At 72.7% G+C, this 15,340-nt stretch carries 14 protein-coding genes; 4 read left to right on the plus strand and 10 right to left on the minus strand.

Annotation, left to right across the window (positions count from 1 at the left end; genetic code table 11):
- Positions 1-125: 125 nt before the first annotated feature.
- The gene (locus tag ACGF4F_RS14650) at positions 126-524 is read right to left on the minus strand and encodes a VOC family protein (RefSeq protein WP_357437933.1); all 399 of its coding nucleotides are present in this window, start codon (positions 522-524) and stop codon (positions 126-128) included.
- Between the two features lie 83 nt (positions 525-607).
- On the opposite strand from ACGF4F_RS14650, the gene ACGF4F_RS14655 reads away from it, so the two are divergent.
- Complete coding sequence (locus ACGF4F_RS14655) at positions 608-1,408, plus strand: TetR/AcrR family transcriptional regulator (protein ID WP_357437937.1); 801 nt, start codon at positions 608-610, stop codon at positions 1,406-1,408.
- A gap of 63 nt (positions 1,409-1,471) precedes the next feature.
- Here the strand turns inward: ACGF4F_RS14655 and mdh are convergent, their stop codons facing one another.
- Together mdh and ACGF4F_RS14665 are read right to left on the minus strand one after the other, a co-directional pair.
- Positions 1,472-2,422 carry a malate dehydrogenase gene (gene mdh, locus ACGF4F_RS14660; protein WP_357437940.1) on the minus strand — a complete coding sequence of 317 codons (951 nt, stop codon included), beginning with the start codon at positions 2,420-2,422 and terminating at the stop codon, positions 1,472-1,474.
- Between the two features lie 100 nt (positions 2,423-2,522).
- Positions 2,523-3,386 carry a bifunctional methylenetetrahydrofolate dehydrogenase/methenyltetrahydrofolate cyclohydrolase gene (locus tag ACGF4F_RS14665; protein WP_357437943.1) on the minus strand — a complete coding sequence of 288 codons (864 nt, stop codon included), beginning with the start codon at positions 3,384-3,386 and terminating at the stop codon, positions 2,523-2,525.
- A 2-nt stretch (positions 3,387-3,388) separates the two neighbouring features.
- On the opposite strand from ACGF4F_RS14665, the gene ACGF4F_RS14670 reads away from it, so the two are divergent.
- Positions 3,389-4,354, plus strand: a complete 966-nt coding sequence (locus tag ACGF4F_RS14670; RefSeq protein ID WP_393077939.1) for an ABC transporter ATP-binding protein — start codon at positions 3,389-3,391, stop codon at positions 4,352-4,354.
- Positions 4,355-4,460: 106 nt separating this feature from the next.
- On the opposite strand, the gene ACGF4F_RS14675 is transcribed toward ACGF4F_RS14670, so the two are convergent.
- The 4 genes from ACGF4F_RS14675 to purN all read right to left on the minus strand — a co-directional run bounded on the left by ACGF4F_RS14675 (position 4,461) and on the right by purN (position 10,113).
- On the minus strand, positions 4,461-7,094 hold the full coding sequence (locus ACGF4F_RS14675) for a glycosyl hydrolase (RefSeq protein ID WP_393077730.1): 2,634 nt from the start codon (positions 7,092-7,094) through the stop codon (positions 4,461-4,463).
- Between the two features lie 155 nt (positions 7,095-7,249).
- Positions 7,250-7,660 (minus strand): hypothetical protein, encoded by a 411-nt coding sequence (locus ACGF4F_RS14680; protein ID WP_357437951.1) that lies wholly within the window; start codon positions 7,658-7,660, stop codon positions 7,250-7,252.
- A 264-nt stretch (positions 7,661-7,924) separates the two neighbouring features.
- Positions 7,925-9,496 carry a bifunctional phosphoribosylaminoimidazolecarboxamide formyltransferase/IMP cyclohydrolase gene (gene purH / locus ACGF4F_RS14685; protein WP_357437953.1) on the minus strand — a complete coding sequence of 524 codons (1,572 nt, stop codon included), beginning with the start codon at positions 9,494-9,496 and terminating at the stop codon, positions 7,925-7,927.
- Positions 9,493-10,113: a phosphoribosylglycinamide formyltransferase gene (gene purN, locus ACGF4F_RS14690; protein ID WP_357437956.1), complete on the minus strand. Its 621-nt coding sequence runs from the start codon at positions 10,111-10,113 to the stop codon at positions 9,493-9,495. The genes purH and purN overlap by 4 nt, the downstream gene beginning before the upstream one ends.
- Before the next feature lie 245 nt (positions 10,114-10,358).
- On the opposite strand from purN, the gene ACGF4F_RS14695 reads away from it, so the two are divergent.
- Positions 10,359-11,030 (plus strand): DUF4190 domain-containing protein, encoded by a 672-nt coding sequence (locus tag ACGF4F_RS14695; RefSeq protein ID WP_073834829.1) that lies wholly within the window; start codon positions 10,359-10,361, stop codon positions 11,028-11,030.
- 136 nt (positions 11,031-11,166) lie between these two features.
- On the opposite strand, the gene ACGF4F_RS14700 is transcribed toward ACGF4F_RS14695, so the two are convergent.
- Complete coding sequence (locus ACGF4F_RS14700) at positions 11,167-12,507, minus strand: DUF6350 family protein (protein ID WP_357437962.1); 1,341 nt, start codon at positions 12,505-12,507, stop codon at positions 11,167-11,169.
- A gap of 157 nt (positions 12,508-12,664) precedes the next feature.
- Here ACGF4F_RS14700 and ACGF4F_RS14705 point away from each other — a divergent pair, with 157 nt between their 5' ends.
- A complete protein-coding gene (locus tag ACGF4F_RS14705) occupies positions 12,665-12,931 on the plus strand; it encodes a DUF4190 domain-containing protein (RefSeq protein WP_357437964.1) in 267 nt (88 codons plus the stop codon).
- 104 nt (positions 12,932-13,035) lie between these two features.
- Here ACGF4F_RS14705 and sucD read toward each other — a convergent pair whose 3' ends face one another.
- Both sucD and sucC read right to left on the minus strand, forming a co-directional pair.
- Positions 13,036-13,923, minus strand: a complete 888-nt coding sequence (gene sucD / locus ACGF4F_RS14710) for a succinate--CoA ligase subunit alpha (RefSeq protein WP_357437967.1) — start codon at positions 13,921-13,923, stop codon at positions 13,036-13,038.
- A 2-nt stretch (positions 13,924-13,925) separates the two neighbouring features.
- The gene (gene sucC / locus ACGF4F_RS14715) at positions 13,926-15,104 is read right to left on the minus strand and encodes an ADP-forming succinate--CoA ligase subunit beta (protein WP_357437969.1); all 1,179 of its coding nucleotides are present in this window, start codon (positions 15,102-15,104) and stop codon (positions 13,926-13,928) included.
- Between the last annotated feature and the right edge of the window lie 236 nt (positions 15,105-15,340).

Genomic DNA, 15,340 nt, shown 5'->3' on the forward strand with positions numbered 1-15,340 from the left:
CGGGGGGGTCGTTTCGGCTGTCCCCGCCCCGGGCGGGGGGCGGGGGGGGGGGGTGGGGGCCCCGCCCCCCGGGGGCGCGCGGTCCCCCGGGGGGCGGCCCCCGGGGTCAACGGCGCTACGCCGGATCAGCCCGCCTCGCCCGGGGCGTGCACCCACTCCACCAGCTGGATGATCACCCCGTTGGGGTCGGTGACCTGGAAGAAGCGCTCCCCCCACGGCTCGGTCTGGATCGGGGTCGTGACCGGCACGCCGGCGGCCTGGATCCGGGCGTGCTCGGCGTCGATGTCGTCCACCACGAAGGCGACGATCAGGCCCTGAGCCCGCTGCTGCTTCAGGCTCTCCGGCTGGATGCTGGCCAGCCCGGCCCGCAGGAAGATCAGGTTGAAGCCGACCCCCTCGCGGGCCAGCGAGACGAACCCGTCGGCCGCCATCTCCTGCCGGAAACCGAAGTGCCGCTGGACGAAGGCGGCCGAGGCCGCCACGTCGTCGACGTTGAGCGAGATGGCCGATGCGGTGATCTGCACGTGGTCTTCCTGATGTCGGGGGGATTACTTCGTACATTGTACAACGTACTGTGTACGGGGTTTTTGCCTGAGAGGATCGGCAGGTGCCCAACCACCGCAGCGGAGCCGACGACCCGGCCCGCACCCTGCGACTGCTCTGGCGGCAACCCGACGAGAGTCCGCGTCGAGGTCCGCGCCAGGGTTACTCGCTGGACGACATCGTCACGGCCGCGATCGAGCTGGCGGACACCGACGGGCTGGACGCGGTGACCATGCGGGCGGTCGCCCAGGCCGTCGGCGTCGCGCCGATGACCCTCTACACGTATGTGCCCGGCAAGGCCGAGTTGCTCGACCTGATGTTGGACGCGAGCTACGCCCGGATGCCCCGGCCGGACCGCTCCGGCGAGCCGTGGCGGGCCCGGGTGGCGGCGCTCGCCGAGGACAACCGCGGGCTGTTCGCCGCCCACCCCTGGGCCGCCGAGGTCGCCACCGGCCGACCGCCGCTCGGCCCGGGGCTGATGGCCAAGTACGAATACGAACTGCGCGCCTTTGACGGCACCGGCCTGCCCGACGTGCAGCGGGACGCGGCGTTGACGTACGTCCTCGACTTCGTCCGGGCCGCGGCCCGCTCGGCGGCCGAGGCACGGCTCGCGAGCCGGGAGAGCGCGTGGAGCGATGAGCAGTGGTGGGCGGCGAACGGCCCGCTGCTCGCCCGGGTGCTCGATGAGCAGCGGTACCCGACCGCGGTCCAAGTCGGCGCCGCCGCGGGGGCCGCACAAAACGCCGCGTACAGCCCGGAGCAGGCGTACAACTTCGGCCTGGCCCGGGTCCTCGACGGCCTGGGCGTCCTGATCGACGGTGGAAGCGGCGGTCGAGGCGGTTCCGGCGCGGGCCGGGCCGACTGATCCCCGCCCGGACGCGAAAGCGCCCCGCGACCGGCGGTCGCGGGGCGCTTCGGGCAGCCGGGATCACATGTTGGCGACGTCGGACTGCTTGGCGCGGACCGCCTCGGCGGCCTCCTTCAGGCTGGCCAGCTCGTCGGCGTCCAGGTCGGTCTCGACGACCCGCCGGACGCCGTCGCGGCCGATCTCGGCTTCGACGCCCAGGTAGACGCCGGAGATGCCGTACTGGCCGTCGACCCAGGCGCAGACCGGCATGACCTCGCCGGAGTCCTCCGCGACCGCCTTCGCCATCCGGGCGGCGGCGGCGGACGGGGCGTAGTACGCCGAGCCGGTCTTCAGCAGCGCGACCACCTCGGCGCCACCGTTGCGGGTCTTGACGACCAGGTCCTCGATCTGCTCGGCCGGCATGACGTCGCGCAGCGGCTTGCCGTCCACGGTGCTCTTCGACGGGACCGGCACCATGGTGTCGCCGTGCGAGCCGAGGGTCAGGGTCTTCACCGACTTCACCGGTACGCTCAGCGCCTCGGCCACGAAGTTGGTGAACCGGGCGCTGTCCAGCATGCCGGCCTGGCCCAGCACGCGGTTCTTCGGGAACTGGGTGGCCTTCTGGGCCAACGCGGTCATCTCGTCGAGCGGGTTGGAGACGACGATGACGACGGCGTTCGGGGCGTACTTGGCGACGTTCTCGGAGACCTGGCGGACGATCTTGGCGTTGGTCTCCAGCAGGTCCATCCGGCTCATGCCCGGCTTGCGGGGCAGGCCGGCGGTGATGACGACGACATCGGAGCCCTCGATGGCCTCGTAGCCCTCGCCGTTCGGACCGGTGGTGACGCCGACGACCTTGGTCTCGAAGCCCTCGACCGGACGCGACTGGTTCATGTCCAGCGCGATGCCTGCCGGCTTCCCCTCGATGATGTCCGTGATCACCACGGTGTCGAAGATGTCGTACTCGGCCAGGCGCTGCGCGGTGGTGGAGCCGTAGAAGCCGGCCCCGACGACAGTGACCTTCTTACCCATGGTCGTCCCACTCCCTGATACCAGTCGGTTTTCCGGACCGTATCAGCCATCCTGTCACCGATCCGGCCAGGGGCGGACGGTTATGACGTGCTTGGGATGGTCAGGCGCCACGCTCGGCGCGTTCCACCACGTTGGTCAGCAGCATGGCCCGGGTCATCGGGCCTACGCCGCCGGGCATCGGGACCAGCTTGCCGGCGACCTCGGCCACCTCCGGGTCCACGTCGCCGGTGTAGCGGCCCTTGCCGTCCGGGCCGATCACCCGGGTGATGCCGACGTCGACGACGGTGGCGCCCGGCGTGATCATGTCGGCGGTGAGCAGGCCCGGCACGCCGGCCGCGACGATGACGATGTCGGCGGCCCGGGTCTGCTCGGCCAGGTCGAGCGTGCCGGTGTGGCAGAGGGTGACGGTGGCGTTCTCGCTGCGCCGGGTGAGCAGCAGGCCGAGCGGGCGGCCGACGGTGTTGCCCCGACCGATCAGCGCCACCTTGGCGCCGATCAGCGCGACGTCGTGCCGGCGGAGCAGTTCGACGATGCCGCGCGGGGTGCAGGGCAGCGGGGCGTCGTAGCCGAGCACCAGCCGGCCCAGGTTGACCGGGTGCAGGCCGTCGGCGTCCTTCGCGGGGTCGATCATCTCCAGCGCCCGCTGGGTGTCCAGCTGGGCCGGCAGCGGCAGCTGGACGATGTAGCCGTGGCAGGCCGGGTCGGCGTTCAACTCGGCGAGGACGGCGTCGAGCTGCTCCTGGGTGGCGTCGGCGGGCAACTCCCGGCGGATCGAGGCGATGCCGACCTCGGCGCAGTCGCGGTGCTTGCCGTTCACGTACGCCTCGGAGCCGGGATCGGTGCCGACCAGGACGGTGCCGAGCCCCGGGACGACGCCCCGATCCGCCAGCGCCTTGACCCGTGTCCGCAGCTCGTCCTTGATCTCCGCCGCGGTCGCCTTGCCGTCCAGGATGATCGCCGTCACGTCTGGATCGTCTCACGCCGCGCGCCCGGCCGGCCCGCGACGGCCAACGGTGCCGATCTGCTACGCAGGCTTCGTCACCCAGAGTTACGCAATGTGGATTTCGCCACACGCCGGGGCGGACAGCCGACGCTCAACCAGGGTGGAACGGACGGCTGCTCATGCGGCTGGAGACCCCGACCGCCGGCCGGGCCAGCCTGGAGGGGAAGGACCTGTTCAAGGCCTCCGGCGCGGAACTACGCCGGCTGCGCCGGAACATGCAGATGGTGATGCAGGACCCGTACACCTCGCTCAACCCGCGGATGACGGTCGGCGACATCATCGGCGAGCCGTTCGACATCCACCCGGACGCGGCCCCGAAGGGCAGCAAGCGGCGCCGGGTGCAGGAACTGCTGGACGTGGTCGGGCTCAACCCCGAGCACGTCAACCGCTACCCGCACCAGTTCTCCGGTGGCCAGCGGCAGCGCATCGGCATCGCCCGGGCGCTCGCCCTGCGGCCCGAGATCATCGTCTGCGACGAGCCGGTCTCCGCGCTCGACGTGTCGATCCAGGCCCAGGTGATCAACCTGCTGGAGCAGCTGCAGGACGAGTTCGGGCTGTCGTACATCTTCATCGCGCACGACCTGTCGGTGGTCCGGCACATCTCGGACCGGGTCGCGGTGATGTATCTCGGCAAGATCGTGGAGACCGGCACCGAGCAGGAGATCTACGAGCGGGCCACCCACCCGTACACCCAGGCGCTGCTCTCGGCGGTGCCGGTGCCGGACCCGGGGGCACGGGCGACCCGGAGCATCATCCGACTCACCGGCGACGTGCCGAGCCCGGCCGACCCGCCGTCCGGCTGCCGATTCCGCACCCGGTGCTGGAAGGCGCAGGACATCTGCGCCACCCGGGAGCCGCACGCGGTGCTCCGCGCCGCGGACCCGCACCCCTCGGCCTGCCACTTCGCCGAGGTCCGCCCCGCCGCCTGACCGGGCTGGCCGCGACGCAGGCCCCGCCCCCGGAGGAAGAGGGGGCGGGGCCTGCGCGGTCGCGGCCTACGGGCCGGCCGGTCCCCAGGGACCGACCGACCCGAGGTCAGAGCTGGGCGAGGGGGAACGCCCAGATGCCACGGCCGTGGGTCGCGACGTAGACCGAGTTGTCCACCGCGTTGTACTCGACGTCCATGCCCACGGTCAGCGGCAGGCCGGAGCCGAGCCGCTGCCAGTTGGTGGCGCCGGGTGCGCGGTAGAGGGTGGCCAGGTCGGTGGCCAGCACCAGGGCGCCGTTGGACAGCTCCTTGATCGAGCTGGCCGGCACGTCCGGCAGGTTCGCCGAGACGTCCTTCCAGCTCGCGCCCGCGTCGGTGGTCTCGTAGACGTGGCCGAAGCCGACCCCCGGTCCCTCGGTGAACCGGCGGGAGAACCCGTTGATCGCGAGGAAGGCGTGCGCGGCGTTCGCCGGGTCGATCCCGACGCCCTGCACGAACCGGTTCGGGAAGTCACCCGGCAGGGTGAGCTGGTGCCAGCTCGACGGGTCGCCGACCTTGCCGACCGCGACGCCCCGGGCGAACCCGGCGTTGTTGCACGGCCCGCACCAGCCGACGTACGCCATGCCGTTGGAGACGGCGACCGAGGTGGCGGTGTGCCCCGCGCCCAGGTCGAAGACGTTCGTCCAGCCCTTGCCGTTCTGGATCGCGTAGCCCTTGGTGTTCACCCAGACGTGCTGGCCACCGGCCACCCAGACGTTGGCGTCGTGGTCGTCCGGCGCGAACGGCGCGATGAACCGGGCCGGCTCGTCGCCCGGCCGCGAGGTGTACGGCCGGATGTCCCGCGAGGTGGAGGTGCTCGCCGTGCCGGGGCCGGGGTTCTCGTTGCAGTTCTCGGTCACCCGCATGGCCAGGTTGGTGTACTCCTGGACCTGCCGGCAGCCGTTGGCCGGGTCGGCCAGGGAGTCGCCACCGTCACCGCCGAAGTTGGACCCCATCACGGTGTCGCCGGGGCGGAGCACCGAGACGCCGTTGTCCTGCAGGCCGCCGGAGACGACCGTGCCGGCCTTGGCCGGGTCCTTGCCCACCGCCACCGCGTAGTACTGGAGGGCGTCGATGGTGCCGTCGTTGAGACTCTCCCAGTCGGTCGCGTGCCCGGCCTTGTCGGTCTTGCCGTTGATCGGCCGCCGGTACACCCCGCCGTCGTTGCCCACGTAGACGAAGCCGTTGCCGACCGCCACCGAGTGCTGGTCGGAGTGGGTCGTCTTGCTGCAGGTGTTCTGCGCGTCGTAGATGTTCCAGCAGGAGAAGTTGAAGTTCCAGTAGGGACCGACGGTCTTCCAGGTGGCGCCGGCGTCGGTCGTCTCGTAGACCTCCTCCAGCCCCGCCCAGAGGTGGTTCGGGTTGGCCGGGTCCACCGCGAGGAACTGGTTGTACCAGGCCTGGATGCCCGGGCCGTAGCCCTTGCCACCGACGGCCTGCTTGAGCGCCGAGCCGGAGTTGCCCAGCTTCGACGAGTCCGCGATCTTGTTCCACGGGCCGGCCGGGTTGCCGGTGTTGGCGACGTAGATGCCGTCCAGGTAGCTGTTCACGTTGCCGGCCGGCTTGTTGAGCAGCCGCGGCGACTGGTTGATCGCGTACAGCCGGCCGCCGTCGGCGGAGAAGGCGAACGTCACGTAGCCGATGTCGTCGGCCGGCATGGCGCCGGTCGGGTTGACCTTCGTCCAGCCCCCGGCGGTGTAGTCGGCGGTCTCGTAGAAGCCGTTGTACGTGTCGCCGGAACGCCAGGCCGAGGCCACCACCACGTGCTTCGGGTTGCGCGGGTCGTTCGCCACGTCGTTGACGATGTTCTTGTACGCGGCGTTCGCGTCACCCGCGTTCGCCCCGCCCGGCAGGTAGCTCGGGTTCGGCGCGAACTCCTGCTTCCAGGCGCCCGAGGTGCTGCTCATCGGGTGCGAGAACAGGCCCCGGTTGGTGGCGACCCAGACCTTCCCGTCGAAGAACCGCAGCTTGTTGATGACCGTGCTCTCCAGCTCGGTCCCACCGACCCGGTCGGTCGGCTTGAACGCGCCGCTCTTCGGGTTGGCCAGCCGGTAGACGCCGGCGCCCACGTACGAGGTGCCGCCGGTGTTCGCCTCGCCGGTGGCGTACCAGAGCGAACCGTCGGCGGCGAGCACGAGGTCGCCGCTGGACAGCGTGGGCAGCGCGTCCGTGATCGGCGTCCAGCTCCCGCCGCCGGTCGAGGAGCGCCACACGCCGCCGTCCGCGCCGGCCGCGTAGACGTAGCCGCCGTTGTCCGCCGCGAGGCCGGTGATCCGGCCGGTGACCAGGCCGGCGCCGCCCGAGGAGTTCGACGCGTAGTCGCGGTAGCGCGGGTCGTCGCCGTCGTACTTGACGTTGGTGACCTCGCGCCAGGTGCCCTTGGTGGCGGCGAGCCCGTTGAGCTGGCTCAGCGCGTTGGAGTACGCGCCCGGCGAGACGATGCCCGGGGCGTAGCGGGCCTGGGCGAACTGCTCGGCGATGGTCCGGGCCTCGAAGGCCTCCTCGCCGGCCTCCTCGGACGACTCCCCGGCCGCCATCTCCGTGAACTCCCTGGGGTGCCAGGGCAGGTTGGCGCCGGGCTCGTCGGCCAGGCCGAGCTTCTCCTGCACCTCGTGGTTGGTGGCGACGACGCCACCGAGCGCGGCGGCCAGCACCAGCGCGCCCGCGATTGTCGCCGGCTTACGCCAGCGGGACTTGGACATGTGAATCCTCCGGGATTCAAGGGGCCCGGGCAGGTGGCCCGGGCTGGGAAAGCCGGGGCGGCGGATGGCCACCTGGGCAGGTTCGGGATCGGACGGATCGTCCGGATTCGACGGTCCGCAGCGCGCCGGTGCCGAGGGGCGGGCGCGTGGGCGGGTCAGGCGACGGTCGGCGGGGCCCGGGCGAGCAGGGTGCCGCGCGGCGGCAGCGGCAGGGCCGGCGGCCGGTAGCGGGTCGGGGCGACGCCCGGATGGGGCGGGCCGCCGACGGCCACGGGCGGGGCCGGGAGGAGATCGTCCGGTCCATCTGTGGAGACGACGCCGGGGCGGTGGTCACCACAGTGTCCGCCGACGAGTTCCGTCCGCAGGTCCCGGGGAGCGTCGGGAGGCGCTGGGCGCGCCACAACGGCTCGGGGGTCGACCGACGGCGTGTCGTGGCCGATCGACCGGTGCGCGGCGGTGACCACCGCGCCGGGACCAGGGGTTTCCCCGTGGGTGGGCGCCCCCAGACCGACCAGGACGAACGCCAGCGCCACGACGACGGCGGTCAACCGGTCGAACACGCGCATGGGGCGGACCTGTCGGTAGGAGGGGGCCGCTCGGGCGGGCGCCGCGAGGGACCCGGGCCGCGAACGGGGGCTGGCCGAGAGGAGAGAAGTATCGATCGCTTGCTGCCGGGGCCACGCTAGCAACAACTTTTGCCGGCGAGCAATGGCCAGGTGCTCCTACTTACGGCTGGTCAGCAGCCGCCATGTGACGGTGCCATCGGACGACGGCCCGGCACGTGCAACGCCGGGCGCGGCCGGCCGGCCGCGCCCGGCGGACGACGGTGCTCAGTGGAAGAAGTGCCGGGTGCCGGTGAGGTACATGGTCACCCCGGCCTCCTTGCAGGCGGCGATGGTCTCCTCGTCGCGGATCGAGCCACCGGGCTGGACGATCGCCCGGACCCCGGCCTCGATGAGGATCTTCGGGCCGTCGGCGAAGGGGAAGAAGGCGTCCGAGGCACAGACCGCCCCGCGAGCGCGGTCGGCACCGGCCCGGCGGACCGCGAGCTGCGCCGAGTCGACCCGGTTCACCTGGCCCATCCCGACGCCGACAGTGGCGCCGTCCTTGGCCAGCAGGATCGCGTTGCTCTTCACCGCACGGACCGCCCGCCAGGCGAACACCAGGTCGCGCAGGGTCGCCTCGTCGGCCGCCTCGCCGGTGGCCAGCCGCCAGTTGGCCGGGTCGTCGCCCTCGGCGTCGATCCGGTCCCGCAGCTGCACCAGCACCCCGCCGGTGACCTGCCGCCACTCGGCCGGCAGCGGGTTGAACTCCGGGGCGCGCAGCAGCCGGATGTTCTTCTTGGCCTGGAGGACCTCCACCGCACCCTCGTCAAAGCCGGGAGCCACCAGGACCTCGGTGAAGATCTCCGCGACCTGCCGGGCCAGCGCCACGCTCACCGGCCGGTTGACCGCGATCACGCCGCCGTACGCCGACACCGGATCGCAGGCGTGCGCCTTGCGGTGCGCCTCGGCCACGTCCGCGCCGACCGCGATGCCGCACGGGTTGGCGTGCTTGATGATGGCCACCGCTGGCTGCGCCGGGAAGTCGTTCGCGGCCCGCCAGGCGGCGTCCGCGTCGACGTAGTTGTTGTACGACATCTCCTTGCCGTGCAGCTGCGCCGCCTGCGCCAGCCCGGCCGGGCTCGCCGGGTCGGCGTAGAGCGCGGCCGCCTGGTGCGGGTTCTCGCCGTAGCGCAGCACCGCCTGCCGGCGCAGCGCCAGGCCGGCGAACTCCGGCCAGCCGTCGGCGGCCGGTGCCAGGGTGGCCGCGAACCAGTCGGCGACGGCCACGTCGTAGTCGGCGATGTCGGCGAAGGCCCGGGCGGCGAGGGCCCGCCGCTGGGCCAGCGTGAAGCCGCCCTCGGCGAGCGCGGCCAGCAGCGCCGGGTACGCCGCCGGGTCGGTCACCACGGCGACCGAGGCGTGGTTCTTGGCCGCGGCCCGGACCATCGCCGGACCGCCGATGTCGATCTGCTCGACGCACTCGTCCTGGTCGGCGCCGGAGGCGACCGTGGCCTGGAACGGGTAGAGGTTGGAGACCAGCAGGTCGATGCCGGCGATGCCGTGCTCGTCGAGCTGGGCGGCGTGCGCGTCCTTGCGCAGGTCGGCGAGGAGGCCGCCGTGGATCTTCGGATGCAGGGTCTTGACCCGGCCGTCGAGGATCTCCGGGAAGCCGGTCACCTGCTCGACCGGGGTCACCGGCACGCCCGCGCCGGCGATCGTGGCCGCCGTGCTGCCGGTCGAGACGATCTCCACTCCGGCCCCGTGCAGGGCCCGGGCCAACTCGACCAGACCGCTCTTGTCGTAGACGCTGACCAGCGCCCGTCGGATCGGGCGGCGCGCGTCCTCAGTGGTGCTCACGGAACCCTGACCTTTCTACCGGTGATCGTCCAACCTTCACGGACCAGCCGACCGACCTGCTCGACGAGCTGGCGACGCTCGGCCTCCTTGATGCGCTCGGTGAGCGTCTCCTCGTCGTCATCGTCCAGCACCGGCACGGCGACCTGGGCGACGATCGGCCCGGTGTCCATCCCGGCGTCGACGAAGAACAGCGTGGCCCCGGTGACCTTCACGCCGTAGGCGAGGGCGTCCCGGGGGCCGTGGATGCCGGGGAACGCCGGCAGCAGGGTGTTGTGGGTGTTCAGGTAGCGGTCGCCGAACGCGGCCAGGAACTGCGGGCCGACCAGCTTGAGGAACCCGGCGCTGAGCACCAGGTCGGGCCGATGCTCGGCGACCCGGGCGGTGAGCGCGGCGTCCCAGTCGGCGCGGGTCGGATGGTCCTTCAGTCGCTCCACGAAGGTGGGTACCCCGGCCGCGGCGGCCCGGTCCAGGCCGGCGATCCCGTCCCGGTCGGCGCCCACGGCCACCACTCGTGCGCCGTACCCGGGGTCGGCCGTGGCGTCCAGCAGCGCCTGGAGGTTGCTGCCGGAGCCGGAGACGAGGACTACGAGGCGGGCGACGGACGCGGGCTCGGTCACCCGGCCACCCTATCGGGCAGGCCGGGGCGTCCAGCGTGCGGGCGGTGAACCTCGCGGGTGATCTCCGGGTGGTGCGGGCACGATACGCTGCCGTCGCCCGGTTCGTTGGCGTAGGCCCGGCCCGGTGTCGGCATCGTGACCTTGGTTCCGGGCCCGTCTGCCGCGGGGTCCCGGTGCTGGGCGAAGTGATGCGCAGCAGCAACGGACCATGGACCGTCGACCCCCAGTTTGAGGAGCACCCCGCAATGCAGCCCGGTTACCCCGGTCAGGACCCGTACGGTCAGCAGCCCAACCAGAACCCGACCTCCCCGCAGCACCAGGACCCGTACGCCCAGCCGCCGCAGGCGCCGCAGTACGGGCAGCAGCCCACCTCCGGCCAGCCGTACGGTCAGCAGCCCGACCCGTACGCCCAGCCGCCGCAGGCACCGCAGTACGGGCAGCAGCCCACCTCCGGCCAGCCATACGGCCAGCAGCCCGACCCGTACGCCCAGCCGCCGCAGGCACCGCAGTACGGGCAGCAGCCCACCTCGGGCCAGCCGTACGGCCAGCCGACCTCCGGGCAGCCCTACCAGGACCCGTACGCGCAGCAGCAGCCGTACGGCGCCGCGCCGACGTACCCGGCCGCGGGCTACCCGCAGCCGCAGGGGCAGGGGCAGAACAACAACCTCGGCCTGATCGGCATGATCGCCGGTATCGCCTCGATCGTGCTGGGCCTCTGCTGCCCGCTGCTCGGCATTCCGGCCGGCATCGCCGGCGTGGTGCTCGGCGTGATGGGCCAGAAGAAGGCCCAGCAGGGCCTGGCGACCAACGCGGGCCAGGCCAAGGCCGGCCTCATCTGCGGCGGAATCGGCGTGGTCATCGGCATCATCAACGCCATCGCGGGCGCCGCGATCAACCTGAGCAACCTCGGCTCCTGACCCCAACAGAAGGGGGCGTCCGGCACCGCCGGCCGCCCCCTTCTCCTTTCCCAGCTCCTTGCCCAGCCCACACCCCACCGGGTCGATCAAGAAGTTTGCGTCCGGCTCGGCGGTCGTCCCGACGCAAACTTCTTGATCAACGCGGCGGGGCGGGTGGGCGCGGGGCGGCGGGGCGGGTGGGAGTGGCGCGGGAGGGGGTGGGGGTGGTGGTGCGGGCGAGGGTCTTGGTGGCGGCGGCGCCGAGCAGCGCGCCGGCGGCGACCACCAGGGTCGCCACCCCGGCCACCTGCCACCAGACCGGGCCGATCTCGGCGAGCCGGCCGCCGCCGAGCGGACCGCCGGAGAGCGCGGCGGCCAGGCCGAGCAGCGCCCCGGCGACCGGGCCGGCGAGCGCCGCCGGGACGAGCAGCGCGGGCCAGCCCACCGTCGCCCGCCCGTCGGTCGCGGCCCGCAACAGCCGCCGGGCCAGCAGCCAGCCGGCCGCCATCCCGGCCAGCACCGGCACCGCGAGCAGTCCCGCGCCGGCCCCGTCCATCGGGCCGCGCGGCAGCCCGGCCAGCAGCGGTACGGCCGGCAGCGCGCCGAGCGAGACCTCTCTGACCTGGACGGCGGTGCCGCTGCCGACGGCGAACCCGGGGCCGAGCAGATAACTGGCCGACCAGACGGTGGCGTTCGGGGCGTACGCGAGGCTGACCAGGGTGATCCCCGCCTGACCGGCCACCCCGGTCCGGTACGCGCCGATCATGTCGGCCGCGTCGCCGCCCCCGGTGGCCACCGACAGGCCGGCCGCCCCGGCACCCGCCGCGAGCAGCAGCAGCCCGGCGACCAGCCCGGTCCGCACCCCGTCCCGCAGCGGCGGCGGGGAGCGCCGGGCCAGCAGCACCGACACGGCCGTGGTGCGCGCCGCGCCGACCAGTGCGCACACCGTACCGAAGATCCAGAAGGTCACCGCGGCCCGGACCGGGGACACCTGCGGGCCACCGGCACTGACCGCGATCGCGGCGACGGCGCCGAGCAGCGCGTACCCGACGCCGACGGCGACCCCGGCGGTGAGCGCCTGCCGGGGCGAGCGACCGCCGCGCGCGCCGATGGCCCGGCTCACGTGCACGCCGGCCCGGGTGAGCCGCCAGACGGCGAGCACGGTGAGGGCGAGCGGCGCCAGGCCGAGCGGCCCGGCGGAGGTCCCCAGCGGCACCCCGTGGCCGAGCAGCCAGCCGGCGGCGCCGACACGCAGCGCACCGGGCAGCGAGCCGGCGTCCGCGCTGAGCTGGGCCAGGCCGAGCACCAGGGTGACCGGCAGCCAGGACGTCACGGCCGCCCACCCGGCCGCCACCCCGGCGGCGACGGGCAGCGGGGCCCGGCCGCGCGAGCCCTCCCCGGACCGGGGCGCGGGCACCCGCGGCGCCGGTCGGGCGCGGCCGGTCGGCCGGGCACCGGCGGCGGGACGGCGTGGCTGGTCAGGGGTGACGGGTGGCATCGCGTTCTACTCTGGCATGTCACGCGGGCGGCGGCAGTCCGATACCGCTCCGGCAGAGCGGCGAGTTCCCTGATCCACCGGCTCTCTGCCCCCGATCCGGTTAGCCTCGGCCCAGGACGTGACCGTTCGTCGCCGGCCCGTCCGTCCGGAGGAAGCCGTGAACGCTCCATACCCGCCGCCACCACCACCGCCGGCCCCCGGCCGGGACCGCACCATTCTCTGGGGCGTCCTGGGGATCGTCCTCGGCGTGCTCTGTTGCGGCATCCTGGGCATCGTCTTCGGCTACCTGTCGATCCGGGACGCGCGGCGTTTCGGGCGTTCGCAACTGCTCGGCTGGCTGGCCGTCGCGCTGGGCGTCATCAACCTCATCGCCAGCGCGATCGTCCGGGCTCGGGGCGCCCACTACCCCTACTGGTACCGCTGACCCGCCGGGCCGGCCGCACCGGACTCGCCCGCCCAAGCGCCGCGCAACAAGCCCGCGGGGGCCGACCGGACCCGGTCGACCCCCGCGGTACGTGACCCGGCAGCTCAGCGGCCGGACATGATCTCCCGCATCAGCTTGGCGGTCTCGGTCGGCGTCTTGCCGACCTTCACGCCGACCGCCTCCAGCGCCGCCTTCTTCGCGTCGGCGGTGCCCGCCGAGCCGGAGATGATCGCGCCGGCGTGGCCCATGGTCTTGCCGGGCGGGGCGGTGAAGCCGGCGATGTAGCCGACCACCGGCTTGGTGACGTTGGCCTTGATGAACTCGGCCGCCCGCTCCTCGGCGTCACCGCCGATCTCACCGATCATCACGATGGCGTCGGTCTCCGGGTCCGCCTCGAACGCGGCCAGCGCGTCGATGTGGGTGGTGCCGATGATCGGGTCACCGCCGATGCCGACGCAGGTCGAGAAGCCGATGTCGCGCAGCTCGTACATCATCTGGTAGGTCAGCGTGCCGCTCTTGCTGACCAGGCCGATCCGGCCGCTGCCGGTGATGTCGGCCGGGATGATGCCGGCGTTGGAGGCGCCCGGCGAGGCGATGCCCGGGCAGTTCGGGCCGATGATCCGGGTCCGCTCGCCCTTCGCCACGTTGTACGCCCAGAGCGCGGCGGTGTCGTGCACCGGCACACCCTCGGTGATCACCACGGCCAGCTCGATGCCGGCGTCGATCGCCTCGATGGCCGCGGCCTTGGTGAACTGCGGCGGCACGAAGATGACCGTGACGTCCGCCCCGGTCTCCTTCATGGCGTCGGCGACGGTGGCGAACACCGGCAGCTCGGTGCCGTCGAAGTCGACGGTCTGGCCCGCCTTGCGCGGGTTGACGCCACCGACCACGTTGGTGCCGGCGGCGAGCATCCGCCGGGTGTGCTTGGAACCCTCGGAACCGGTCATCCCCTGCACGATGACCTTCGAGTCCTTGGTCAGCCAGATAGCCATGATCAGACCCCCGCAGCCGCCAGCTCGGCGGCCCGCTCGGCCGCGCCGTCCATGGTGTCGACCCGCTCGATCAGCGGGTTGTTCGCGCCGTCGAGGATCGCCCGGCCGGCCTCCGCGTTGTTGCCGTCGAGGCGGACGACGAGCGGCTTGGTGACCTGCTCGCCGCGCTGCTCGAGCAGCGCCAGCGCCTGCACGATGCCGTTGGCGACCGCGTCGCAGGCGGTGATACCGCCGAAGACGTTGACAAAGACGCTCTTGACCGAGGGGTCGGAGAGCACGATCTCCAGGCCGTTCGCCATCACCGCGGCGCTCGCGCCACCGCCGATGTCGAGGAAGTTGGCCGGCTTGACGCCGCCGTGCCGCTCGCCCGCGTACGCCACCACGTCGAGGGTGGACATGACCAGGCCCGCGCCGTTACCGATGATGCCGACCTCGCCGTCGAGCTTGACGTAGTTGAGGTCCTTCTCCTTGGCGGCCTGCTCCAGCGGGTCCACCGCGGCCTGGTCGACCAGGGCCTCGTGATCCGGGTGCCGGAACGCGGCGTTCTCGTCCAGGCTGATCTTGGCGTCCAGCAGCAGCAGCTTGCCGTCCTTGGTCTTGGCCAGCGGGTTCACCTCGACCAGCGTGGCGTCCTCGGCGACGAACGCCTGCCACAGCTTCACCGCGACCTCGACGACCTGGTCGGCCACCTCGGCGGGGAAGCCGGCTGCGGTGACGATCTCGCGTGCCTTCGCCTCGTCCACGCCGACGTTGGCGTCGATCGGAGCCTTGACCACCTTCTCCGGGGTCTCGGCCGCGACCTGCTCGATGTCCATGCCGCCGGCCACGCTGGCGATGCAGAGGAAGGTACGGTTCGCCCGGTCGAGCAGGTAGGAGAAGTAGTACTCCTCGGCCACGTCCGCGGTCACCGTGATCATGACCTTGTGGACCGTGTGACCCTTGATGTCCATGCCGAGGATGTCGGTGGCCCGGGCCACCGTCTCCTCCGCGCCCTCGGCCAGCTTGACCCCGCCGGCCTTGCCGCGGCCGCCGACCTTCACCTGCGCCTTGACGACCACCCGGCCGCCGAGGCGTTCGGCGATCGCGCGGGCCTCCTCCGGGGTAGTGGCGACGCCGCCGGCGAGCACGGGCAAGCCGTGCCGCTCGAACAGGTCCCGCCCCTGGTACTCGTACAGGTCCACGATTGCGCGTCCCGTCCCGTCTCCGCGGCGCGCCCTCGCGCCGCCACCAGCGTTGGAAAATAAGTTTGACGCCTGTCATCAGATGAGACAGGCCATTTGCCGCAGCCTAACGAGATGGGAACCGGGGGCAACCGAGCGGGTGCGCGGTGTGCCGTAATGCACAGCCACCGTTCCCCGGTACGCCCAGGCGGCCCAGCGAAGAGATGTCCGCGCCGCGATCGGTAGACCCAGGCCTC

The sequence above is a fragment of the Micromonospora sp. NPDC047740 genome (assembly GCF_043204735.1).
Classification (GTDB): domain Bacteria; phylum Actinomycetota; class Actinomycetes; order Mycobacteriales; family Micromonosporaceae; genus Micromonospora.

What these genes read in the sequence shown, in the direction of transcription:
- mdh (WP_357437940.1), bottom strand. Translation starts at nt 2,422, where the DNA reads ATGGGTAAGAAGGTCACTGTCGTCGGGGCCGGCTTCTACGGCTCCACC.
- ACGF4F_RS14675 (WP_393077730.1), bottom strand. Translation starts at nt 7,094, where the DNA reads ATGTCCAAGTCCCGCTGGCGTAAGCCGGCGACAATCGCGGGCGCGCTG.
- ACGF4F_RS14680 (WP_357437951.1), bottom strand. Translation starts at nt 7,660, where the DNA reads ATGCGCGTGTTCGACCGGTTGACCGCCGTCGTCGTGGCGCTGGCGTTC.
- ACGF4F_RS14695 (WP_073834829.1), top strand. Translation starts at nt 10,359, where the DNA reads ATGCAGCCCGGTTACCCCGGTCAGGACCCGTACGGTCAGCAGCCCAAC.
- ACGF4F_RS14700 (WP_357437962.1), bottom strand. Translation starts at nt 12,507, where the DNA reads ATGCCACCCGTCACCCCTGACCAGCCACGCCGTCCCGCCGCCGGTGCC.
- sucD (WP_357437967.1), bottom strand. Translation starts at nt 13,923, where the DNA reads ATGGCTATCTGGCTGACCAAGGACTCGAAGGTCATCGTGCAGGGGATG.